This window comes from Mycobacteroides abscessus ATCC 19977 (assembly GCF_000069185.1).
Lineage (GTDB): Bacteria > Actinomycetota > Actinomycetes > Mycobacteriales > Mycobacteriaceae > Mycobacterium > Mycobacterium abscessus.
Map to the genome: position 1 here is coordinate 2,622,415 of NC_010397.1, position 21,417 is coordinate 2,643,831.

The 21,417-nt window shown below is 62.0% G+C and carries 24 protein-coding genes and 1 pseudogene; 15 read left to right on the top strand and 10 right to left on the bottom strand.

Annotation, left to right across the window (positions count from 1 at the left end; all coding sequences use genetic code 11):
• Nucleotides 1–80 precede the first annotated feature (80 nt).
• Nucleotides 81–734, top strand: a complete 654-nt coding sequence (locus tag MAB_RS13110) for a TetR/AcrR family transcriptional regulator (RefSeq protein WP_005111103.1) — start codon at nucleotides 81–83, stop codon at nucleotides 732–734.
• Between the two features lie 55 nt (nucleotides 735–789).
• Here MAB_RS13110 and MAB_RS13115 read toward each other — a convergent pair whose 3' ends face one another.
• Nucleotides 790–1,341, bottom strand: a complete 552-nt coding sequence (locus MAB_RS13115) for a YaeQ family protein (RefSeq protein WP_005058086.1) — start codon at nucleotides 1,339–1,341, stop codon at nucleotides 790–792.
• Nucleotides 1,342–1,678: 337 nt separating this feature from the next.
• On the opposite strand from MAB_RS13115, the gene MAB_RS13120 reads away from it, so the two are divergent.
• The 3 genes from MAB_RS13120 to MAB_RS13130 all read left to right on the top strand — a co-directional run bounded on the left by MAB_RS13120 (nucleotide 1,679) and on the right by MAB_RS13130 (nucleotide 6,026).
• Nucleotides 1,679–1,927: a DUF3297 family protein gene (locus tag MAB_RS13120; RefSeq protein WP_005058085.1), complete on the top strand. Its 249-nt coding sequence runs from the start codon at nucleotides 1,679–1,681 to the stop codon at nucleotides 1,925–1,927.
• Nucleotides 1,928–3,745: 1,818 nt separating this feature from the next.
• The gene (locus MAB_RS13125) at nucleotides 3,746–4,495 is read left to right on the top strand and encodes a response regulator transcription factor (RefSeq protein ID WP_005082111.1); all 750 of its coding nucleotides are present in this window, start codon (nucleotides 3,746–3,748) and stop codon (nucleotides 4,493–4,495) included.
• Nucleotides 4,473–6,026: a sensor histidine kinase gene (locus MAB_RS13130; protein WP_005130271.1), complete on the top strand. Its 1,554-nt coding sequence runs from the start codon at nucleotides 4,473–4,475 to the stop codon at nucleotides 6,024–6,026. The genes MAB_RS13125 and MAB_RS13130 overlap by 23 nt, the downstream gene beginning before the upstream one ends.
• A gap of 168 nt (nucleotides 6,027–6,194) precedes the next feature.
• Here the strand turns inward: MAB_RS13130 and MAB_RS13135 are convergent, their stop codons facing one another.
• Nucleotides 6,195–6,914: a DJ-1/PfpI family protein gene (locus MAB_RS13135; protein ID WP_005111108.1), complete on the bottom strand. Its 720-nt coding sequence runs from the start codon at nucleotides 6,912–6,914 to the stop codon at nucleotides 6,195–6,197.
• A gap of 268 nt (nucleotides 6,915–7,182) precedes the next feature.
• On the opposite strand from MAB_RS13135, the gene MAB_RS13140 reads away from it, so the two are divergent.
• From MAB_RS13140 to MAB_RS13160, 5 genes are all read left to right on the top strand, one after another.
• Nucleotides 7,183–8,208, top strand: coding sequence for an alpha/beta hydrolase (locus MAB_RS13140; RefSeq protein ID WP_005111110.1), 1,026 nt, complete (start codon nucleotides 7,183–7,185; stop codon nucleotides 8,206–8,208).
• On the top strand, nucleotides 8,117–8,467 hold the full coding sequence (locus MAB_RS13145; RefSeq protein ID WP_012296567.1) for an ectoine synthase: 351 nt from the start codon (nucleotides 8,117–8,119) through the stop codon (nucleotides 8,465–8,467). The genes MAB_RS13140 and MAB_RS13145 overlap by 92 nt, the downstream gene beginning before the upstream one ends.
• A 224-nt stretch (nucleotides 8,468–8,691) precedes the next feature.
• A complete protein-coding gene (locus MAB_RS13150; protein ID WP_005111113.1) occupies nucleotides 8,692–9,276 on the top strand; it encodes a PAS and ANTAR domain-containing protein in 585 nt (194 codons plus the stop codon).
• Between the two features lie 98 nt (nucleotides 9,277–9,374).
• The gene (locus MAB_RS13155; protein ID WP_005111115.1) at nucleotides 9,375–10,340 is read left to right on the top strand and encodes a cytochrome c oxidase assembly protein; all 966 of its coding nucleotides are present in this window, start codon (nucleotides 9,375–9,377) and stop codon (nucleotides 10,338–10,340) included.
• 170 nt (nucleotides 10,341–10,510) lie between these two features.
• The gene (locus MAB_RS13160; protein ID WP_005111117.1) at nucleotides 10,511–10,954 is read left to right on the top strand and encodes a hypothetical protein; all 444 of its coding nucleotides are present in this window, start codon (nucleotides 10,511–10,513) and stop codon (nucleotides 10,952–10,954) included.
• A 16-nt stretch (nucleotides 10,955–10,970) separates the two neighbouring features.
• Here the strand turns inward: MAB_RS13160 and MAB_RS13165 are convergent, their stop codons facing one another.
• A complete protein-coding gene (locus MAB_RS13165) occupies nucleotides 10,971–11,744 on the bottom strand; it encodes a DUF2127 domain-containing protein (protein ID WP_005082127.1) in 774 nt (257 codons plus the stop codon).
• 70 nt (nucleotides 11,745–11,814) lie between these two features.
• Between MAB_RS13165 and MAB_RS13170 the strand changes: the two genes are divergently transcribed.
• Nucleotides 11,815–12,579: a polysaccharide deacetylase family protein gene (locus MAB_RS13170; RefSeq protein WP_005082129.1), complete on the top strand. Its 765-nt coding sequence runs from the start codon at nucleotides 11,815–11,817 to the stop codon at nucleotides 12,577–12,579.
• On the opposite strand, the pseudogene MAB_RS13175 reads toward MAB_RS13170, so the two are convergent.
• Nucleotides 12,576–13,431 (bottom strand): annotated as a pseudogene (locus MAB_RS13175) (phytanoyl-CoA dioxygenase family protein). The gene MAB_RS13170 and the pseudogene MAB_RS13175 sit on opposite strands and share 4 nt — an antisense overlap.
• A 42-nt stretch (nucleotides 13,432–13,473) precedes the next feature.
• Between MAB_RS13175 and MAB_RS13180 the strand changes: the two are divergent.
• Genes MAB_RS13180 through MAB_RS13190 form a run of 3 tightly spaced genes read left to right on the top strand, consistent with a single transcriptional unit; the run spans nucleotide 13,474 to nucleotide 15,036 of the window.
• A complete protein-coding gene (locus MAB_RS13180) occupies nucleotides 13,474–14,055 on the top strand; it encodes a TetR/AcrR family transcriptional regulator (protein ID WP_005122637.1) in 582 nt (193 codons plus the stop codon).
• 57 nt (nucleotides 14,056–14,112) lie between these two features.
• Nucleotides 14,113–14,547, top strand: coding sequence for a hypothetical protein (locus MAB_RS13185; protein WP_005086751.1), 435 nt, complete (start codon nucleotides 14,113–14,115; stop codon nucleotides 14,545–14,547).
• 57 nt (nucleotides 14,548–14,604) lie between these two features.
• Nucleotides 14,605–15,036: a PPOX class F420-dependent oxidoreductase gene (locus tag MAB_RS13190; RefSeq protein ID WP_005082136.1), complete on the top strand. Its 432-nt coding sequence runs from the start codon at nucleotides 14,605–14,607 to the stop codon at nucleotides 15,034–15,036.
• 3 nt (nucleotides 15,037–15,039) lie between these two features.
• On the opposite strand, the gene MAB_RS13195 is transcribed toward MAB_RS13190, so the two are convergent.
• Nucleotides 15,040–15,486: a nuclear transport factor 2 family protein gene (locus MAB_RS13195; protein ID WP_005082139.1), complete on the bottom strand. Its 447-nt coding sequence runs from the start codon at nucleotides 15,484–15,486 to the stop codon at nucleotides 15,040–15,042.
• An 83-nt stretch (nucleotides 15,487–15,569) separates the two neighbouring features.
• On the opposite strand from MAB_RS13195, the gene MAB_RS13200 reads away from it, so the two are divergent.
• Together MAB_RS13200 and MAB_RS13205 are read left to right on the top strand one after the other, a co-directional pair.
• Nucleotides 15,570–15,905, top strand: coding sequence for a YnfA family protein (locus MAB_RS13200; RefSeq protein WP_005082141.1), 336 nt, complete (start codon nucleotides 15,570–15,572; stop codon nucleotides 15,903–15,905).
• Nucleotides 15,902–17,161: an APC family permease gene (locus tag MAB_RS13205; protein WP_005111120.1), complete on the top strand. Its 1,260-nt coding sequence runs from the start codon at nucleotides 15,902–15,904 to the stop codon at nucleotides 17,159–17,161. Before MAB_RS13200 ends, MAB_RS13205 begins: the two co-directional genes overlap by 4 nt.
• Here the strand turns inward: MAB_RS13205 and MAB_RS13210 are convergent.
• From MAB_RS13210 to MAB_RS13230, 5 genes are read right to left on the bottom strand one after another with little or no spacing between them, the layout of a single operon-like run.
• Complete coding sequence (locus tag MAB_RS13210; RefSeq protein WP_005082147.1) at nucleotides 17,136–18,134, bottom strand: cation diffusion facilitator family transporter; 999 nt, start codon at nucleotides 18,132–18,134, stop codon at nucleotides 17,136–17,138. The genes MAB_RS13205 and MAB_RS13210 overlap by 26 nt on opposite strands.
• Nucleotides 18,134–18,508: an ArsR/SmtB family transcription factor gene (locus tag MAB_RS13215; RefSeq protein ID WP_005082150.1), complete on the bottom strand. Its 375-nt coding sequence runs from the start codon at nucleotides 18,506–18,508 to the stop codon at nucleotides 18,134–18,136. Before MAB_RS13215 ends, MAB_RS13210 begins: the two co-directional genes overlap by 1 nt.
• 49 nt (nucleotides 18,509–18,557) lie before the next feature.
• Nucleotides 18,558–19,235, bottom strand: coding sequence for a cation efflux transmembrane domain-containing protein (locus MAB_RS13220; RefSeq protein WP_005086746.1), 678 nt, complete (start codon nucleotides 19,233–19,235; stop codon nucleotides 18,558–18,560).
• The gene (locus MAB_RS13225; RefSeq protein WP_005082154.1) at nucleotides 19,235–19,555 is read right to left on the bottom strand and encodes an ArsR/SmtB family transcription factor; all 321 of its coding nucleotides are present in this window, start codon (nucleotides 19,553–19,555) and stop codon (nucleotides 19,235–19,237) included. Before MAB_RS13225 ends, MAB_RS13220 begins: the two co-directional genes overlap by 1 nt.
• A 42-nt stretch (nucleotides 19,556–19,597) precedes the next feature.
• Nucleotides 19,598–21,400 carry an N-acyl-D-amino-acid deacylase family protein gene (locus MAB_RS13230; RefSeq protein WP_005111122.1) on the bottom strand — a complete coding sequence of 601 codons (1,803 nt, stop codon included), beginning with the start codon at nucleotides 21,398–21,400 and terminating at the stop codon, nucleotides 19,598–19,600.
• Between the last annotated feature and the right edge of the window lie 17 nt (nucleotides 21,401–21,417).

Below are 21,417 nucleotides of genomic sequence, written 5' to 3' on the forward strand. Positions count from 1 at the left end.
ATCGTCACATACGACGCAACGCTCAGTCAATAGGTTCTGATGAAATCATCAAAACTGATCGATGCTGCTATTCTGAGCTGGTGAGTGCATCGCAGGACGAGCCGGCCAACCGCCTGGAACGGCGAAAACAGCGCACCCGCGCAGCGCTGATCCAGGCTGCGCAGGCACTGATTGCCGAGGGCAAGCTCAACGTGCCGGTCCTGGAGATCACGCAGGCGGCAGACGTCGGAATGGGTTCGTTCTACAACCACTTCGACAGCAAGGAAGCGCTTTTCGATGCGGCCGTGGCCGATGTGCTCGACAACCACGGTGCGCTACTCGATCGACTCACCGAGTCGATCGACGACCCGGCTGAAACATTTGCCTGCAGCTTTCGGCTTACTGGCCGACTGTTTCGGCGCCGCCCGCAGGAGAGCCAGATCCTGCTGGTCAACGGTCTCAGCCTTATAGGCTCAGACCGTGGCCTGGGTCCACGCGCATTACGGGACATCACGGCAGGCGTCGCTGCCGGTCGATTCACTGTTGACGACTCCAAATTGGCCCTGGCCGTCGCTGCCGGGGCGCTCCTCGGACTCGGCAAGCTCTTGCAGCAAGAGCCCGAACGCGATGACGCGACGGCCGCGGATCGGGTCACCGAAGACGTATTGCGACTGCTCGGACTGCCCGCCGAGGAGGCGCGTCAGATCTGCAAGCGGCCGCTTCCCAGCCTTGATGGCGCCAGTGAACATGATTGACCTGATCGGAATCCAAGACGGTGATGCTATCGACTAGCACCTCGGGCTCAGTCGTTTACTCCAATGGCGCGGGCGTGAAGGTGACGTCGACCCCGCCTATGGTCATCGTCACCTGACCCTCGATCACCATCACCTGCGCCGAGACCCGTCGATCGACAGTCTGGGCCAGTTGCTGCACCGCCGCATGCGGTATCTGCACTACCGACAGGTTCGACAGCCCCGCCACTTTGGGGCCGGCGGTGCGCCACCAGGTCGCCACGCCGGCGGCGAACGGGAAGAGCAGCACCTGTTCGGCCTGGCTGGCCGCCTTGCCCAATGCGCGTTCATCGGGCTGGCCGACGTTGATCCATTCCAGGATCCGGCCGGTGTAGTCGGCTAGCCGCAAGTCCGGTACACCAGGAGTGGACAGGCCTGGCCCGAACGCCAACTCGCCGTCGACATCGCTGAGTCGGTGTGCACGAAGCCCAAAAGCCAACAACCGCACCACCATCCGTTCATCGGTCTCGCTGGGATGGCGGGCCACGGTCAGCGCGTGATCGGCGTAGTAGCCGTGATCGACATCGGAGATGCCAAGTTCGACTTTGAAAACTGTTGCAGAAAGGGCCACGTCATAGTGTCCACCCAAGTGGTGCGCCCCGAGCAGGCGGGCCGCATTCAGTGGTCGGGCCGACGAGCCAGACGCCAGTTCGAGTCGCCACCAGGCACGCAACCATGCAGCAACAGTGGGGTATGGCGATGGCGGCGGCGCTGATCGCCTGTGAAGATTCGGTACTCAGGTTGGTGGATGTGCGCGATGGGAGAGAGGCGCGTTCCTCCCGATACGAACGTGTGGACGGCAGGGGGAGCGGCCCTCCTGGACCTACGCGCAACCCACTACCGCAGGGTCGCGTAGATTCTTTGAGAACAATCCGAGCACCTAAACGCAGCATTCAACGAAGGCCATCATGTCCGAGGACCAGAACACAGACGTTCCACCGAATCACCTCTCCATCGATCCGCGTAGCGCCTTCTATAGCGAAGAGGTGCTTCGCCGCGACGTGGGTATTCGCTTTAATGGTGTCGAGAAAACCAATGTTCACGAATACAACGTGGCCGAGGGTTGGGTGCGTGTTGAAGTCCCCACCGCGAAGGATCGCCGCGGAAATCCGATGGTCGTCAAGCTCAGTGGCACGGTTGAACCTTTCTTCCGCTGAGCAAAAATGCAGACGCCCCTGGATTTCTGGCGCGGCTGTCAACCGTTGGGTTCCAGGTCGATGACTATTCCGACACCGGCCCATTACGTTTCTGTGGTGTCGCCTGAGTGGACGGTTCCATATACCGCGACCGTCGCCGACAGCGGCCTGCACTACCAAGCAGTGCACGACGACGTAGACATCCTGAATCACCACCGCATAACTGACATAATGTGTCTTATCGGCGTTAGATATGTGCAGGAGTTCCGAGTGACATTGGTTCAGGCTGCCGCATGGACCTCGGTTGGGCTAATGGCACCCACCCACGAGGCAAGCTGCTGCCCCTAGGGGCAGCTAACGACACCTAGCGCCCGCCGTGAACGGACGTCTCATGACCCGCCAGCGATACGTATCGGGTCCCGTCTAAACCATCGGTGCGTGCGAGAAAGTCTCCACAACAGCATCTTTCGAGTTTTGAGTGTTCCTCCTACCCGCCCAGTCCCATGGCGGCAAAACGTCACTGTGACGGTATGGCACCTCGTCGTTCTTCGACGAGCGGTGTGGCGGAGACGTTTGGCAGAGCCTTGGTGCATCAAGGGAATGCAATGTGGCCCAGCCGGCGCCTCGCCATGTGTAGTCGGCGGCGACCGTCCAGGCTCGGTGAATTGCCATACTCCCCAATGCGACAGATGAATGTGCTCTACGCGCGAACCCGACTGCACAAAAGGCCTAAGTCATGCAGTCGTATTCACGGTCGGGGCCGCACCCACCCCACTGTCCATCGGCGCCCCCCTAGGGATTATTGCGTCACAGTGACGTAATGATTGTGAATGGTGTTGCCCTGCAATACTTCTACCACCATGGGAAAGCTGGTTCTGTTCGCATCGAAGGTTTTGTTCCATAGCCAACGCACAGATTCTGCCCATTTAATACAAAGCCGGTCGGGTTAACGTTCTTTATAGCAGGGCTTTTCGGCGACGATAAGGTTTTGCGATCTATGGCCCCACTCTTCTGCGCTAAAATGCGCGGCGGACTCGGCGGTCATCGAGCCGGACGCGGCACGCGCCCCCGACCCCCACGGCGTGCCGCGTCCTCGGCGCGTCCCTATACTTCAGCGCTCGTATCCGGAGTGGATTGCCAAAGGCATTGCTAGGCAGAGCTTTTAGAGAATTCGGCAGTATTGGTGATGAGGTCGATATCCGGGTGGATCAACCTGAGAGGGGCGGTGCTGCCAGCCGGCGACCACCCCTCCCAGCCACCGTGCGAGCGCCTCTAGTGGAAGAAGGGCCCGTCTGGTCCGGGTCCGTCCGGGCCCGGAACGCCAGGTCCAGGTATGCCCGGGCCCGGGCCTGGAACACCTGGTCCAGGTATGCCGGGTCCCGGAGGCCCTCCGGGACCGGGAAGGCCCGGGACGGGGATGGGCGGAGGCGGCTCCGCCGACGCAACGCTGGCGCCAAAGCCTAGAATCCCCAGCGTCAGGCCACCTGCGACAGCGCCGTAGGTCAGTGCTCTTGCCATCTTCACGTGCTGCTCCTTCTGTTATGGCTACATCTCGGGAGATGTGGCGATATCCAAAGTACGATCCGATATTTTGCGGTAGATATGTCCAGACTGTGTGTTTGCTATGTGTGGGCGCACGGCTGAAGGCCAGCACATAGAACGGGAACCGCTTGTGTAAAAGGCATTTAGGGAAGCAAGACAAGAAGGTGCTGTCACGTATGCCCGGACGCAGTATGTTCGAGTCAACGGATAGCAGTTTGCTCTTTGCCCGTCCACACAGCGCACATAGGCGACTCACAGCTGACGCATAGACTGATCGTTGAGGATCGGTAGGTGGCCATGTCAGATGCAGCGTCGGTGAGCTCCGAGAAAGCACGCTCCTCATTACGTCGGCCTGACGGAAGCCCCGTCAGGGTATTAGTTGTCGACGACGAACGTTCGTTGGCCGAGCTGATTTCGATGGCGCTGCGCTACGAGGGCTGGGAAATTCACGTCGCCGGCGATGGCATGAGTGCCGTCAAACTGGCGCGCCAGGTACATCCCGACATTGTGGTGCTGGATGTGATGTTGCCTGACGTCAGCGGCCTGGAAGTGCTGCGGCAGCTTCGTGACCTTTACCCGGGATTGCCGCTGTTGCTGCTCACGGCGAAGGACTCACTGGAAGATCGGATAGCGGGCCTGACCGCTGGCGGCGACGACTACGTGACTAAGCCGTTCAGCCTGGAGGAAGTGGTGTTGCGCCTACGGGCATTACTGCGTCGGACGGGAATCGCGGGCGACAGCGGCGACGCACGATTGATCGTGGGCGACCTTGTCCTGGACGAGGACAGCCACGAGGTGACCCGCGACGGCGAGCTGATCAATCTGACGGCCACCGAGTTTGAGCTCCTGCGCTTCATGATGCGCAACAACAAACGTGTACTGAGCAAGCATCAGATCCTTGACCGGGTGTGGAGTTATGACTTCGGTGGACGTTCCAATGTGGTCGAGCTCTACATCTCGTACTTGCGGAAGAAGATAGACACAGGGCGCGAGCCCATGATTCATACGTTGCGTGGCGCCGGATATGTTCTCAAACCGGCGCATTAGCAGAGCAATTCGCCGTGCTCTGCCTAGGCCGTGGTCGCTGCGGGCGCGCCTATTGGCGGTCCAGGCCGCGTTGCTGGCTTTTGTCTGCGTGGGTATTGGCGCGGGCACCCTACTTGCGATGAACCGGTTCCTGAACACCCAGTTGGATGAGCAGGTACGGGACGCCGGCAACCGATCGGTTGTCTTGTTCGAACTAGGTCCCCCACCCCCGCTATCCCTTCCCCGACCGCTTGCCAACGGCTGGCGCCCCACCGACGGTCCGGGGCCGGCATTCCTTGACGCGCCGGGCCAGTCCATTGGCATGGTCGGGGCCGTTGCTGTCAATGGACACGTCACGGAAGCGGCTCGCATCACGGCCGACGGCTCACGAGAGCGTCTCTCTCCGCAGGCATGTCGAGAGGTGGAAGGTCTGCTACAGCAGTCCACCAGCACGGTCGATCTGGACCATGCGGGTCTGTACCGTCTGGTCACGATGCCCACCAATGGCGGAGCAGTGATCGTCACTGGGCTCCCCGCAGAAGGCGTCGGCCAGACCTTGTCGTCGGTCTTCGGCATCATCTGTGTGGTGGGTGCAGCTGCACTGATCACGGCGATCGGTGCAGGGATAGTCATAATCCGTCGTCAGCTCGATCCGTTGTCGCAGGTAGCCACAGCCGCACAAGAAGTCGCCGAATTGGAGTTGCACCGGGGCGAAGTCAATCTTCCTACGCCCATCATCGACGTCGCATCGAATCGGACTCACACGGAACTCGGACAACTTGGTGCGGCCTTGAACCGGATGTTAGAGCGTATCGACGACGCCCTGTCCGCTCGGCATGTCAGCGAGACCCGAGTGCGTCAGTTTGTCGCCGATGCCAGTCATGAACTGCGGACGCCGCTCGCTGCCATCAGCGGTTACGCCGAACTCGCGCGACGCAATCACGACGCGTTGCCCACAGATGTGGCACACGCAATGTCTCGGGTGCAGTCCGAAGCCGCCCGTATGACTGAGCTTGTCGAAGATCTGCTGCTGCTAGCACGACTGGACTCTGGGCGACCTCTTGCTCAAGAACCTGTCGATCTGTCCCGGCTTGTGGTCGACGCTGCCAGTGATGCACACATAGCCGCGTCGGAACATCGTTGGTTACTCAACTTGCCGGAAGATCCGGTTATCGTGTGTGGCGATACACCCCGCCTGCACCAGGTGGTCGCGAACCTGTTGTCTAACTGCCGTATCCACACACCGCCCGGCACCACCGTCACAGTGACGCTGAGAAGCGACGGCAACTCCACTTATCTCACAGTGGCAGATGACGGACCAGGCATTCCCGCCGGGCAGCAGAACGAGATTTTCGAACGGTTCGCGCGCGGCGATACGTCGCGGTCGCGCCGTGCGGGCAGCACGGGCTTGGGACTGGCGATCGCCGCGGCGGTGATCAAGGCGCACCACGGGGAGATCCGCGTGAATAGCGTTGCCGGTGAGACGGTTTTCACCATCACATTGCCCACGGCGGGCACACAGCACGGGGCGTTCACGGAGAAGCTGCCGTAATTGAATGGGAATGATTTCGGCCGCGGATAGCTGGGCTCGCCTGCGGCCCTGGACGAATCAGTATGTTCACGGGCTTGAGAACCTTCTCGCGGACAGCAGGTTTCGTGCGTGTCGGAAGCACACGGCTGGCACTTTCACCGAAGTGCTGCTCACTTGCCGTTCACGCGCCTAGAGCTGCCACTGGTGTGTGTATTGAAGTGCATGGGCCACGTCATTGGCTCGCGAGGGACCGCCCAGTTTTGACACGACATACAACGCCATGTCCACGCCCGCGCTTACCCCCGATGAAGTGACGTAGTTGCCGCCATCGACGTATCGACTGTTGCGATCAACGATGATGGTCGAGTCGAGTTGGGTCAACGTATCCAATGCGCTCCAGTGCGTGGTGGCGCGCCGATTCTTGAGGAATCCGGCCTTGGCCAGAAGTAGTGCGCCGGTGCATACGCTCGCGACGAGTTCAACACGCTCGGTGAGTTTCTGAATTTTGGCGATCGACTCGGGTTGGTCGACCAGAGTCCGCCAGCCCTTGCCGCCCGGGACCAGCAGGACATCGATCGGCGGGGCGGCCTCATATGTATGTTGAGCAACAACATCGAGCCCCTGCGCGCATCTGACTTGCCGTGAGGCCAAGGAAATGCTGACTGGTTTGTATTTGTCCTGAGGGAAATCCGCCGCCCACGCACCGAACACCTCCCACGGGCCAGCGAAATCCAGCTCCTCGACACCGTCGAAAAGCAATAGACCGATCGTCTTCGCATCCCCAACGTTCTCGGGAGCCGGGAGTTCACCCCCGGTGATGTTCGTATCGTGTCCGCTGCTGACATATCCGCCTGTGAAACCGGCAGTCGCAGCGACTGCGCTCGCAATCACGGTGGACCCCAACAGCATGCGTCGGGATACCGTCTGACCGCTTTGCTCAGGCTGATCGCCAGTCATTACGCCCGGTGACCTCTCTCGCTATGTGGTTGTCCTGCAACGGAATCATACAATCCGCACCGACCTGCGGAACTTCGGCCATCCATACTGCACACCTTTTTGAAAACCAGCGCATGCGTTTAGTCCCGGCAGAGCTGGGTAAGAACGTTCAGTGCTGCTCGCGCACAGTGAGAGGCCTGCGACGTGAGCCGCGGAACGTCAAGCACACGGAGGAGGTCATATGGTGTCGGTCCGCGCCCGGGCCTTCATCGCGGCGGCCCGGCTGCAGCGCAAGAAGTCGTTCTACGCCACCGCGGCGGGAATGCGTCGCCGCTTGAGTGCGCATCAGAGCGCCGCCCGCTGCGAGCCGCCACGGTCGGTGCGGCGCCATCGCCGAATCACCCGCCATGAGGTTCAGGGGCATTCCTGTTACACCCTGCATCCCGACGGCCGCTGGGACGGTTTGCATGTCTTTCATCTTCACGGTGGCGGTTTCGTCGAGCAGCCAGAGAAGCATCACTGGCGGTTCGCGGACAACCTCGTCGGCGCTCTTGGCTGCCGCTACAGCATGTTCATGTACCCACTTGCTCCCGAACACGATCATCGCGAAATCACCGCCGTGAGCCGCCGTGCCTATCGCGAAATGATGGCCGATACTCCGCAAAGCGGTCGGGTGTTGTTCGGCGACTCTGCCGGTGGCAGCCTCTCACTGGGCATCACGCAGGAACTTCGGGACCGTGGCGAGGCGCAGCCTGCCTGCATAGCGCTGTTCTCGCCCTGGCTGAACATGGCCGTCGACCACGAGCTGTCGCAGGTCATTGAACCTCATGATCCCGAGCTGGGTCTTGCAGGTCTGCAGCAGGCAGGGCGGTGGTACGCGGCGGATCGCCCCCTCGATGACCCCGAGCTGAGCCCGGAACATGCCAATCTTGCCGGTATTGCGGCATTGAGCATTTTCATCGGCACGCGCGACATACTGCTCCCGGACGCACTCCTGCTGCATTTCAACGCCTGCACCGTAGGTACCACTTCCCGGCTCCAGATCTACGACGGCATGTTCCACAACTGGGCAATGAAGCCCATCCCTGAGGCTCACCGAGCCCGTAGACAGCTGATCGAATTCCTTGCCGAGAGCACTCGCGCGGCGGCATTGAGCGAAAAGGAGCAAACTCATCATGATCGTTCGGACAACCGAAGAGATCACCGGAACCGACCGACAGCGCGACACCGAGAACTGGACGTCGAAGCGGATCGTTCTCGCGGATGACGGCGTGGGCTTCTCATTCCATGAGACGACGATTCATCCTGGCACCGAGACGCCGCTGCACTACCCCGACTACATCGAGGCCGTGTGGATCGTCGAGGGTCACGGACAACTGATCGATCGCGATCACGGCGCAACACATCGGCTTGCGCCGGGAACCATGTATCTGCTCGACAAGCATGACCGACACACCATCGTGGCCGACTCGCGTATTCGGGCACTTTGCGTCTTCGTGCCGGCGGTACCACCAGGGAGCCCATGACTCGCTGGTGGGCTCTGACGCCGCCTCGGCGGACACAGACATGCGCAGAAGCCACCCCAGCCACACATTTACGGTGTAAATTAGTAGTTCAATAGGCCGTAAATGGCTGTGTCACTTGATAAATGAGGGGTGCAGTGAGGGGTTCAACAGGGACGCCTGGGCTCGAGGACGACGACAAATCGTGGGAAGTCGCCGCCGTTTTGGGTGGAGGATCGCATCCACATGTGGGCACATTCCAGTACTTCATCGACGGCCAGCGCTGGGTGTGGTCGGACACCATCGCGCGAATCCACGGCTATCAGCCAGGGCAAGTGCAGCCCACTACCGACTTGTTATTGAGCCATAAGCATCCCGACGACCGTGCCAAGGTTGCCGAAATCTTGCACCGCGTACAAGCTGGCGGGCCCTTCAGCAGCCGTCATCGCATCATCGACACTCACGGCGCCACCCACTGGGTTGTCGTGGTGGGCGACCAAATGATGGACGACAGCGGCGAGGTAGTAGGAACCGAGGGCTTTTATATTGACGTCACCGACGGCCTGCAGTCCGACATTACGACGGAAACTTCCAGGATTCTCAAATCCCGTTCCATCATCGATCAAGCCAAGGGGGTATTGATGGTGGCCTACGGGATCGACGATGCGCGGGCCTTCGAGGTTCTGAAGTTGAGCTCTCAGCTGGCTCAAGTCAAATTAGCCACTGTCGCAAGACAATTCCTCGATGCTATTCGGTCTCACGGGTTGCCGCCCGAGACGGTCCGGACCATCGATCGGCTGTTGGTTCAAACCCGTCAAAGCTATCAAAAATAGGCCGCGATGGTGACTAGTGCGCGTGCCCGCACACAGGAGATTGGCAGGTGGGGAAACTAGCCTGATCCCTCAATCCGAGAATTGACGGGAAGCGCACGATGACGTTCAGCTCGCCGACAGAGCCACTTGCCTGGGCGACAGCGTGGCGTGCATGGCATTTCGATATGGCAGCCACGGTATGCGCAGTCCTGCTCGTGGCCGGATACGCCTGGCCGCTGTCCCGTGCCCGCCGACACCGATCCGACACCAGCGCGGGCTGGGTGAGTTGTTTCGTCATCGGTATTGGATGCTGGGTCCTGGCGAGCATGAGCTTTGTCGGTGTCTATGCACACACGCTGTTTTGGATCCGGGCCTTGCAGGTTGTACTGCTGCTACTGGTCGCGCCATTCTTCCTCACACTTGGCCGGCCGATGACGATCACGCGGAATGCACTGCCGCAGTGGGCGCTGGACGGGTTGAGCCGCGCGGTACCGTCAACGCTGGCGAGGACTATGACCCACCCGCTGACAACATCCCTGGCGATGTTGGCCACGCCCTGGTTGCTATATCTGACGCCGTGGTACACAGCGTCACTCACCAATGGTGCGCTTGGCGCCGCGACGCGAATCATGTTGGTGTTGATCGGGTTTTCCTATTTCTATGCGCGGCTACAAGTGGACCCGGTGCCCCGACGGTACCCGCAGCTGATATCGCTGTTGATCAGTGTCGCCGAGACCATCGGTGACGGGGTGCTCGGTTTGGTGCTTTGGCAAGGCCCGCTGGTGGCGTCTACCTACTACCTCGCGCTACACCGCTCCTGGGGACCGGATCTGCGGACCGATCAGACGATCGGCGCCGGCATTCTCTGGATTCTCGGCGACGTCCTTGGGCTGCCGTTCCTGGTGCTGCTCATGCGCGCATTGTCCGCGGACGACAGGGCACACGCTGCACAGATTGATGCCGAACTCGACCGGGTGGGCCAATCCCCGTCCGCAACGGCCACCGCGCCCGCCCAGGATCTGGCCACATCCACGCTATGGTGGGAGAACGACCCGCAGCTGCGTGACCGGTTCGGACGGCACTGAGATTGTTGGGCTTCCTACCCCTTCCACTGGGACGTAACCCGGACTTCTGTACAGTACGTCTATTTTTCGGGCAGTATGTACAGATGGACGTCCCTCAGTGCGCTCTATCGTCACTCACTGAAACCCCGTCGGCATCGTCACAACGTCCGTCACGACCGCCCTCCCCTGCCGTGGATAGATCAACGCCCATCGGACGTGCCGTCGCGGGGTTTTACCTGGCCTTCGAGGCTGTCGACGACTCCGATCGGCTTCGTGAAGCCGCCAATTCGGTGGGCAGCCGACAAGCTCCTGAATCAGACTCTCGTGGCAAGTACCTGGCTCTGGCCAACGCGATCACCAATGTGGAAAAAATTCGGCGTCATGCGGCGCGCACGTTGCGTGATATCGCCGCCAGCGCTTCGAATACGGCCACTCGCCTCACAGATAGCAGGACAGGCCTGCCCTCCGATATCAACGACGCGATCAACGCAGCAGTACGCCACGAGAGCGTCGCGGTCTGCCAGCGTGCCGTGGGCATGATCAACGACCAGACCCGGCTGGTTCTGGACCTCGACGAGGTCACCGCCACCATGTCGGTCGATGAGTGGTTGATGAGCCACCGTCTGGCCGATTGATCGGTATCAGCTGTGGCTAGGCCGCTTCTAAATTCTCGCCCAGCGCCGCCCGCTCGACGCTGAGGAGGCTCTCGGCGCGATGCTCCCGCTCGTACGCCTTGCCACCACCGTTGAGGCCGAACAGCCGCTTGCTCCACAGCAGCCAGACCACCGCCACAATGTTCACCAACAGCGCCAAAACTCGCAGTACGGTTACTTTTTCGATGAGCTCGTAGATTTCCAGCGGTAGAAAAATACTGGTGGCGATGACAGCGAAGTACTCACCCCAACGCTTCATCAACCAGAGTCCGATCGCTTCGATGAACTCGATCGAGGCATAAGCGGCAAGGCCCACCGCTACCCATAACAACGTCGTGGACGACAGCGAAAAGGCCTGGCCGATATGGTGAATTATCTTGGAGTTGTCGGGGTTCCAGCCGATCTGATTGGCCAGCGGACGAATCAACGGAATGTCTTGCTCGAACACCCGCTGAAGATGTTCCCGCGACCCGCGGACCTTCACCACGACAACGGCCAGTAGGACGAACACCAGCCCCCGGACCACGCGCTCGACGGCGAGCACTCGCATCAAGGTCCGGTCGCGCAGCAGCCGCCCGCGCGGGACCTCGGGCGCGGTGTCGGCCGGGCCCCGGTAGCGGGGCGTTCCCACCACAAATGTTTCGCATCGCAAGCACCGCCACGCCTCGCCGACCGGAGTGCTAACCCGCAATCGTTCGCGTAGCGGCTGTTCGTCGGGATCGAATGTCGCGTGCCCGCGCAGGCCGCACGAGCGCAGAGCAAAGTTGATCACGGAAGAAACGGTAGCCCGGCAACGGGAGCGGCGCCGCGCGATATCCAGGTTCCGGGTCTACCCTGTCACCGTGTTCGACCGACGTCGGTTCTTGACGCTGCTGGCAGGCGCCGCCGCGGCGGGGGCTTCGTTCATCGAGTATGTCTCGGCGGCCGCTGATCCCGGTACCGCCGCGGGATCGTCGAACAGCGGTCTGCCACGGGTTCCCCTGCCGGGAGGCGGCACCTTGACCGCGTTGCCATCGCGCACCGACGGTCAGCGTCTCCTTGCCTTGACTCTCGATGACGGCACCGATGCGAACGTCATCGCGGCCTACACACAACTGGCCCGCGATACCGGAATGCGCCTGACCTACTTTGTCAATGGCGTGAACGCGGGATGGACACAGAACGCTCCAATGCTGCGCCCGCTCGTCGACAGTGGGCAGATCCAGCTCGGCAATCACACCTGGTCTCATCCCAATCTGACGACGCTTACCGCTGAGCAGATCGCCGATCAAATGGCCCGAAACACCAAATTCTTGGTCAATACCTACGGGGTCGATCCGGCGCCGTACTTCCGGCCGCCGTACGGAAAGCACAATGCGGCAACGGATTCGGTTACCCGGGGACTGGGCTACGGCCCACCGGTCCTTTGGTATGGATCACTATCGGACTCCGGCGTAGTTACCCCGGAGTACATCGTGGACATGGCCCGCAAGTACTTCAACCCACAGGCAATTGTCATCGGGCACCTCAACCACCCGCCCGTGACGACGGTCTATCGCCAACTGCTCGACGTCATCGGCGAAAGACAATTGCGCACGGTCACGCTCAACGACGTGTATCAGCACTAGATCGGATGTGGTCCCGGCTCCAGCAGTCGCTTGGGGTGCATACCGTCGACCTGCCCGATAAAGGGCGGATGGATGCTGTATCCGAGCATGCGCCGAATATCCTCCGATACCGCGCGGACCGTATCGCGTGTCATCGACAGCGTGAATGCTTCCTGCGGACGAAGCCACGGCTCGCAGTACTGCGCGGTGAGCGCCAAGCGCGCCGAGTCCGACTGGTTCGCGCCGCCGCCATGCCATAGTGTGCCGAGAAAGAACACACAGGATCCCGCGGCCATCACCACAGGTGTTCGATCAGCCTCTTTCGGTGTCTTATCTCCCCAAAGGTGGCTGCCCGCAATGATATCGGTGGCTCCGTTGTCCGCGGTGAAATCGTCAATCGCCCAGATGGTGGCCGCACCGAGGGCGGCACGGGGCCGAGGGATCGGATAGAAGCCGTCGTCGGTGTGCAGCATCTGCGCCTGTTCACCCGGCAGAATGTTGATGACCTGAAGCATGGACAGCAGGTAGTTCGGCAAGAAGAGGCGATCCAACAACGCAAGTACCCGGGGGGTGGTCCGCGATCCGGTCACAAGCGCGCGTCTTGTTCAGCACGCTGTACACCCGTTGCGTGGTATGTCCCTCAAACCGGTTGCGCCCGTGCAGATCCAGCAGCGGTACGACGGCCTCCCGGATCTCAATGAGATCGTCCGCGGTCAGCAGATCAGGCAAGATCACATAGCCGTCGCGCCGCAGCATGGCCAGGTCCGCATCCGCGACGGCCGGATCGACGCTGTCGCCGCTGCTAGGTGTCCATCGATAAGTTCCCGCCAGATCGCCCGCGAGGTTCACCAATGACGAGACTTCAGCGCTCACTACGCCTCCCAAACATAAGATAATTATGTTTTGTAGAATCACATGATGGCACGCTCGCCAATTGGACGTCAACAGCTTCTCGATGCTGCCCGCGAGGAACTTGTGTGCGGCGGTGGCGTGATCGACCTCAGCGGCTTGACCCGCCGTGCAGGCCTGAGCACCGGCGCGCTCTACCACCACTTCGGGTCCAAAGCCGGCTTGCTGGTAGTGATCTACGACGATTTCTACGACGGCTTGGTCCACGCGATCGCCGACACGCATCTGGACCTGGAGACCGAGTGGCGTGTTCACGAATTCGAGCGCACCCGCCGCTTCGTGGACTATCACATGACCGATCCGCTGGCGCCGATCCTGTTGAATCGCTCGGCACTTGACCCACAACTCGCCGAGCTGGAGGCAACGTACCTCCAGCGGATAAGTCACAATGCCGGCAAGAACATCCGCCGCGGACAGAAATTGGGGCAGCTGCCCGTCGATATCGACCCGGATAGCGCCGGCGCCTTCATCATCGGCGGCATTCGCCACGGGATTGCTCAGCAGTTGCGGGTGGGGCCACTCCCCGATCCGGGCATTGTCACCGCACGGCTGTGGCGCCTGATCTCCGCCGCCCTCGGAGTCGCCTGAGAACCCTCGCGCGGGAAATGGCGGTCAGTGGAAGAGCGCATGAGCGATACTCCCTGCATGCGTTCGATAACTGTCGGCCGTGCGGCCATCCTGACCTTCGCGATCACCGGCTCCGGGTTCGCCATCTGTCCCATAGCGGCGGCAGCGCCATCGGGTGAGGTCGCTTTATGCTTCGACGGCGATGTCCGGGTCAGCGCCTGGCAAGCCAGTCAAGCCGACGCGCGTCGCGATCTGATCCCCGGCACACTCAACATGAACGCCACCGATGGCCTCGCCGGCCCCAAGCAGGCATATTTTCACTGGCGCAACCTGACCACCGGCGCCGCCGGTGAGGCACACGGGGATGGCTCCGGCACGGCGGGCGCGTCGACATTCAACGTCGTCACCGGCCCCGGCCAGGTGGAGATCACCACGGAATATGGGGGACGTTCCGGCTTCTTCTGGAACGACGAGAACCTTGCCCAGTGCACCGGCACGGTGACCGTGATCTGACCTCAAAGGTCTTGTGCCCGGCGGAATACCGTCGCGACGCAGGGGGTTGGCCGTAGCATGGCCTCCGATCGGTTTGATCCGCATGCGCTCATCACCGAGAGCCGTCTCGGTATCTTGGCGACAATCAAGTCCAGTGGACTACCACAGCTCTCCCCTGTCACCCCGTACTACGACCGGGACAACGGCATCATCTACGTCTCGATGACCGATGGGCGTGCCAAGACGGCGAACCTACGCCGCGACCCTCGCGCCGCGCTCGAATGCACCAGCTCGGACGGGCGGGCCTGGGCCACCGCCGAAGGACATGTCACGCTCACCGGGCCCGGAGCAGACCCTGATGGTCCGGAGGTGCAGGCGCTTGTCGACTACTACCGCGGCGCAGCGGGAGAACATCCCGACTGGGACGAATATCGCTCGGTGATGGTGTCGGACCGCAGGGTACTCATGGCGCTGCGCGTCGAACGGGTTTACGGCCAGAAACTGGGCTGAAGGTCAGACCTGACCGGTCGCGTCGTAGATCCAGCTCATGTCTGCGCTCATGAGGTTCTCCATCCAGGACGGCGGCGCTGAATTGGTGAGCGCGCCCATGTCCCAATAGTCCTTCCAGAGCGTGATCTTGCCGTCGTCCACTCTCAACACGGAGGCGAAATGCAGAAGAGCGGTTTCGCCGGTATCCCAGGTCCACGTCTCGGAATGCTCATACATCACGTCCTGACCATTGGAGATGATCAGACCATCGTGATGCGCGTAGTCCTTTAATGGCTCCAAACCCATTTTCAGACGTTTGACGATATTTTCCGGTCCGCGTGCTGCCGCGGCCGGCCCTACCGGCATATCCAGATAGATGCAGCCGTCGTCGAGAAACGTCTTGACCGCTTCCCAGTTGCGTTGCGCCAGCGCCAACCACAAACCGAGAGCCAACGATGCTTGCGCCGCCATCTACAACTTTCCTTCGCCCGGTGTACACAGATTCTTGAATCTGTGTACACCCCTTGTCTGGCGCCGGCAACTAGGCTCACCAGGTGCTCGTCGCAAAGTCGATTCTTTTGTTCACCGCGGCCGCGGTCCTGGAAATCGGTGGTGCCTGGCTTGTCTGGCAGGGGGTGCGCGAGCACCGCGGCTGGGCATGGATGGGTCTGGGTGCTATCGCCCTGGGTGCCTATGGATTTGTCGCGACCTTGCAACCTGACGCCCATTTCGGCCGGATCCTGGCGGCTTACGGCGGGATATTTGTCGCCGGTTCGCTGCTGTGGGGAATCGCGCTCGACGGATTCCGCCCTGACCGGTGGGACGTCATCGGTGCGCTGGTGTGCCTGGCCGGGGTGGGAGTCATCATGTACATGCCCCGCAGCGCATGAGCAGCCAACAGCCCGGGGCGCTGCGGCGCGAATTGGGCACCTTCGACGCCGTCATGATCGGGTTAGGCTCGATGATCGGTGCCGGGATCTTCGCGGCCCTGGCACCCGCGGCCCGGTCTGCCGGTTCCGCCTTGCTCATCGGTCTGTGTGTCGCCGCAGTCATCGCCTACTGCAATGCCACCTCGTCGGCCCGGCTAGCTGCGGTGTACCCCGCCTCAGGCGGCACATACGTATACGGGCGCGAACGTCTGGGCGACTTCTGGGGATACCTGGCCGGTTGGGGATTCGTGGTGGGCAAAACCGCGTCATGCGCGGCGATGGCGTTGACGATCGGCTTCTACGCATGGCCCGGACATGCGCATGCCGTCGCGGTGGCATCGGTGGTGGCGCTGACGGCGATTAACTATGTGGGAGTGCAGAAATCAGCGTGGCTGACGCGTGTCATCGTGGCGATTGTGTTGTCAGTACTGGCCGCGATTGTGGCTACCGCGGCGGGCTCCGGCAGCGTGGATATCGCGGCCCTCGACCTTACTGGCACGTCGTGGCGTGGAGTCCTGCAAGCTGCGGGCCTGTTGTTCTTCGCCTTCGCTGGGTATGCCCGCATCGCAACGCTGGGCGAAGAGGTCCGCGACCCGGCGCGCACTATCCCTCGTGCCATCCCGATCGCCCTGGGAATCGCACTGGTGGTGTATGTCGTTGTGGCATTGGCGGTCTTGATAACACTGGGGCCTTCGCGGCTGGCGAGCTCAGCGGCTCCCCTGCTCGATGCCGTCACCGCGGCGGGCGCTGGATGGATGGAGCCGGTGGTGCGGATCGGTGCCGTCGTGGCCGCCACCGGCTCGCTACTGGCGCTCATCCTCGGGGTATCACGCACCACCTTTGCGATGGCTCGCGACCGCCACCTGCCGCACACACTTGCCACGGTGCATCCCAAGTACGGTGTGCCATACCGCGCTGAAATCCTTGTCGGCCTTGTTGTTTCGGTACTTGCGGCCACAGCCGACCTGCGGGGCGCGATTGGCTTCTCATCCTTTGCGGTGCTGGTCTACTACGCGGTGGCCAACGCGTCGGCCTGGACGCTGACCCCGTCCCAAGGACGGCCTGCGCGGATCATCCCGGCAGTCGGTCTGGTCGGGTGTGTGATCGTGTCCCTTGCGTTGCCCCTGTCCTCGGTGGCGGCCGGTACGGGGGTGCTGGCCGTTGGCGTCATTGTCTACGCGCTGCGCCGGGTCAGTGGCCCGGGTAGGCGTGAATAAGAGCCGTATCGAGCTTTGGAACTGCGTGGGTCAGTTCATGTTCGGCGACATGGGCAATGCGGTGCGCCTCGCTGAGGCTGACGTCCGGATCGATGTCGAGTTCGGCGTCCGCATGCAACCGGTGCCCAATCCACCGCAACCGCACGCTGCGCACCGTACGCACCCCAGGCTGGGCTGCCAGCGCTGTTTCGGCAGCATCCACTAACGCAGGATCCACCCCGTCCATCAATCTCCGGAACACATCCCGCACCGCGGTACGGAGCACCGCGAGAATCGCGACAGTGATCACCAGCCCAATGATGGGATCGGCCAAGGGATATCCCAGCGCGACGCCTGCCGCCCCGAGCACCACGGCCAGCGATGTGAAACCGTCCGTGCGTGCATGGAGGCCATCGGCAACAAGGGCCGCCGAACCGATCCTGCGGCCCACACGAATGCGGTACAGGGCAACCAGTTCGTTGCCGAGGAAGCCAACCACGCCCGCTGCGGCTACCCAGCCCAATTGGCCGATCTGCATGGGATGGATGAGGCGCATTACCGCCTCGTAACCGGCCACCGCCGCCGACAACGCAATCATCGACACCACGAACAAACCCGCCAGGTCCTCGGCACGACCAAATCCATAGGTGTAACGCCTTGTCGCGGCGCGCGTTCCCAGTGCGAAGGCAATCCAGAGCGGAACGGCGGTGAGCGCGTCGGAGAAGTTGTGGATGGTGTCGGCCGCCAATGCCACCGATCCAGATACGACCACAATGGCCACCTGGAAAGCAGCGGTCATCAGCAACGCCACCAGGCTGATCTTGACCGCCCGGGTACCGGCAGCGCTGGCGCTCAGCGCGTCATCGATGCTGTCGGCGGCGTCGTGGCTGTGTGGGGTGACGATCTCCGCCAGCAGCCCCCTGAGCCCTGCCCCGTGCTGATGGTCGTGGTCGTGGTCGAGGTGATGAGCGGGGGCGGATCGGTTGTGGCTCATCACCGGCCGCCATTCTTCACGGCACGAAGCGCTGCCTCGGTACGGTGATGCGGTGGGATTCCCGGGCCCGCATGCTCGGCGTTGTAGACCGCATCGGTCACCAGCTGTTCGACATGTTCGTTTTCCAGGCTGTAGTAGACCGTCGTGCCGTCGCGGCGGGTCCGCACCAGTCGAGCCATGCGCAACTTTGCCAAGTGCTGGGACACCGACGGCGCCGGCTTGCCCACCGAGTCGGCCAGCTCATTGACCGAGAGTTCACCTGCGGTGAGCGCCCACAAGACACGCACGCGTGTGGCGTCAGCCAGCATCCGAAAGACCTCGACCACCAGCCCGACCTGCTCATCGCCCAGCGGTGGTCTATCCCGCTGTTCCATATCGGACACTCCTCCTGCATACCTGCATTGATACGCAGATAGTAGACCACTAGGGCGCGCGACGCTCGCAGCAGCCGCATTGGCTACCGGTCAACTCCGACGCTCCAGCGGCGAACACTGGCATGCAGCAGGATTCGCCGCGCCAGGCGTTCATGCCTTCACGTACCGCGATCACCGCGATCGCCAGCGCTGCGATCGGGTCAGCCCACGACCATGCGAACAGAGAGTTGACCAACAGCCCGGCGAGCAGAACCGCCGACAGATACGTGCACAACAACGTCTGTTTGGAGTCGGCGACCGCCGAAGCGGACCCCAATTCCCTGCCGGTTCGCCGCTGGGCCCAGGACAGCGCAGGCATGATCACGAGGCTGGCCGCCGCGAGGGCGATCCCCACCGTCGACTGCCTGGCTTGGTCGAGGCCCGCCAACGCTCGTACCGAGTCGACGGCCACGTAGGCGGCCAGCGCGAAGAATGAGAATGCGATCACCCGCAGGGCCACCTTCTCCCGCGTCTCTGGGTCCTTGGCGCTGAACTGCCAGGCCACTGCCGCCGCGGACGACACCTCGATGACCGAATCCAGGCCAAAGCCGATCAGGGCCGTCGACGACACCCGAGAACCCTCGGTGAGGGCCACGATGGCCTCGATCACGTTGTAGGCGATGGTGGCAACGACAAAGAACCGGATCCGGCGGTTGAGCACATCTCGCCGTTGTTGCGCGAGCACCATCAGCATTCCTCGCCCACTGGGCAGTACGACGGATCCACCGTCAGCACCAGGTCCACCAGGTCATCCAGGGCTCGTCCGATTCGTTCGTCCGCCAGCTCATATCGAGTGCGACGGCCCTCGGCGATCCCAACAACCAATCCGCAACCACGCAGGCAGGCAAGGTGATTCGACGTTATCTGCCGCGATACCCCCACCGCCTCGGCGAGTTCGGACGGATATCCGGGCCGTGACCGCAAGCTCAGCAGGATCGCGGCCCGGGTCGGGTCGGAGAGCGCGCATCCGAATCTCGTCAGGGCGTCACGATGAACCAACGTCGCCACGCGCCGATAGTACAGCTTGTCCTGTATTCAGATCTAGATGTACTAATGGGGCGCCGGCGCCGTATCGACGGGAACCGCGCGTGCCTTCGCCCCCGCCGGCAGGAAGCGACCGGTCCGCCGCTTGCCCAAGAGATCGCGGAGTTGTCCGTCAACCACGACCGGCTGTCCACCGATCAACACCGTGCTCACGGTCGCATCGTTGCGATTGACCATCCGGGACAACCCGCCGTAGGCGTCAACCGACTCCTCGGCATACGCGGTCAGTGTTGCGTCGAGCTTCTCCGGGTCGATCACGAAAAGATCAGCGCGGTCCCCGATTCGGAGGTGGCCGGCATCAATCTGATACCAGTCCGCCAGCTCGCCGGTAAGGCGGTGCACTGCCTGTTCGACGGTCATGAACGGTCTCCCGGCCTGTTGCGCCTCACGTACGTGGCGCAGAAGCCGAAGCCCGAAGTTGTAGAAGGCCATGTTCCTCAAGTGGGCTCCGGCATCGGAGAAGCCGATCTGGACACCGGGGTCTTGTGCCAGCTGCTTGAGCACCTCGGGCCTGTGGTTGGAAATGGTGGTGCGCCAGCGCATTGCCGTGCCGTGTTCGAGCACCAAATCGAGGAAGGCGTCCACCGGGTGCAGGCCCCCGCGATCCATGCCGACCTGCCCGAAAGACTTACCGAGAACCGACTTGTCCGGGCAGGAAACGATCTCGGCATCGAAGAAGTCTCTGTGCCAAACGCGTACCCCGAACTTGCTCTCGTACTCCTTGCGAAACCTGCGCCGATACTTCTCGTCGCGCAGTAGCTCATTCCGTTCGACCTCGTCCCGAAGGTGCAACGCGGCCGCCCCGGCACCAAATTCTTCGAAAATGACCAGGTCGATGCCGTCCGCATACACCTCGAACGGCACCGGAAGGTGCTGCCAGCGGAAGTTGCCGCCAAGCTTGTTCACCAGGCTTGCGACCGGCCCCATCGCCCGGATCGCGTACGGGTTGGCCTTGATGTCCGCGGCCGACAGCAGCGACGTGGACAGTGGCCTACGCAGGATGCCGAGGGACTGGACGGCTTGCGACAGCACATTGAGCGGGTTCTGAATGTCTGGGCCGGACTGCAGGACCCGGTTTCGTTGGCGCAATTGCGCTTTCAGCCTACGGAGCTCGCGAGGTTTCGCATAGGTGGAAGGCAAGGTGCGGGACCGGCAGACGTCGCCATCGAGCTTGTCGAACAACAGCTGCTGAGAGGACATGCCGACGAATCCGGCATCCAGGGCCTCGGTCAGCCACCGATCCATTTGCGCCTGTTCGGCGGCCGTCGGGCGCTCATCCTTTCGGGTCGCGCGATCCAACCCCATCGCAGCGGCGCGTATATCCGAATGCCCAAGGAAGGCAGCAACATTCGGCCCCAGAGGCAACGATTCCAACGCTGCGACGTATTGACCGGCATTCGTCCAGGTCTTGTACCGGTCGACGACCTGAATCACGTGGTCACGCGGTATCGCCTCCACCCTGCCGAAGATGTCCCCGGCATCGACGCCGTCGACGTGTACGACCGACAGGGAGCAAGAACCAAGCAAGACCGTGGTCACGCCATGACGCACCGACTCCGACAACGCCGGTGCGGCCAGCACTTCGATGTCGTAGTGAGTGTGGATGTCCACTAGCCCAGGCAGCACCCACTTTCCGCTGGCGTCAATGATGTTCGGACAGTGTGTCTCGTCGAGGTCGTCGGCCGAGACCGCGGCCACATGGCCATCCTTGATACCGATGTTACGTATGGCGGACGGCGCCCCCGTCCCGTCGAACCATCGCCCATTTCGGATGACGGTGTCGAACTGGGCATCACTGCACGGAACCATGCTGATTCTCCTTGTGG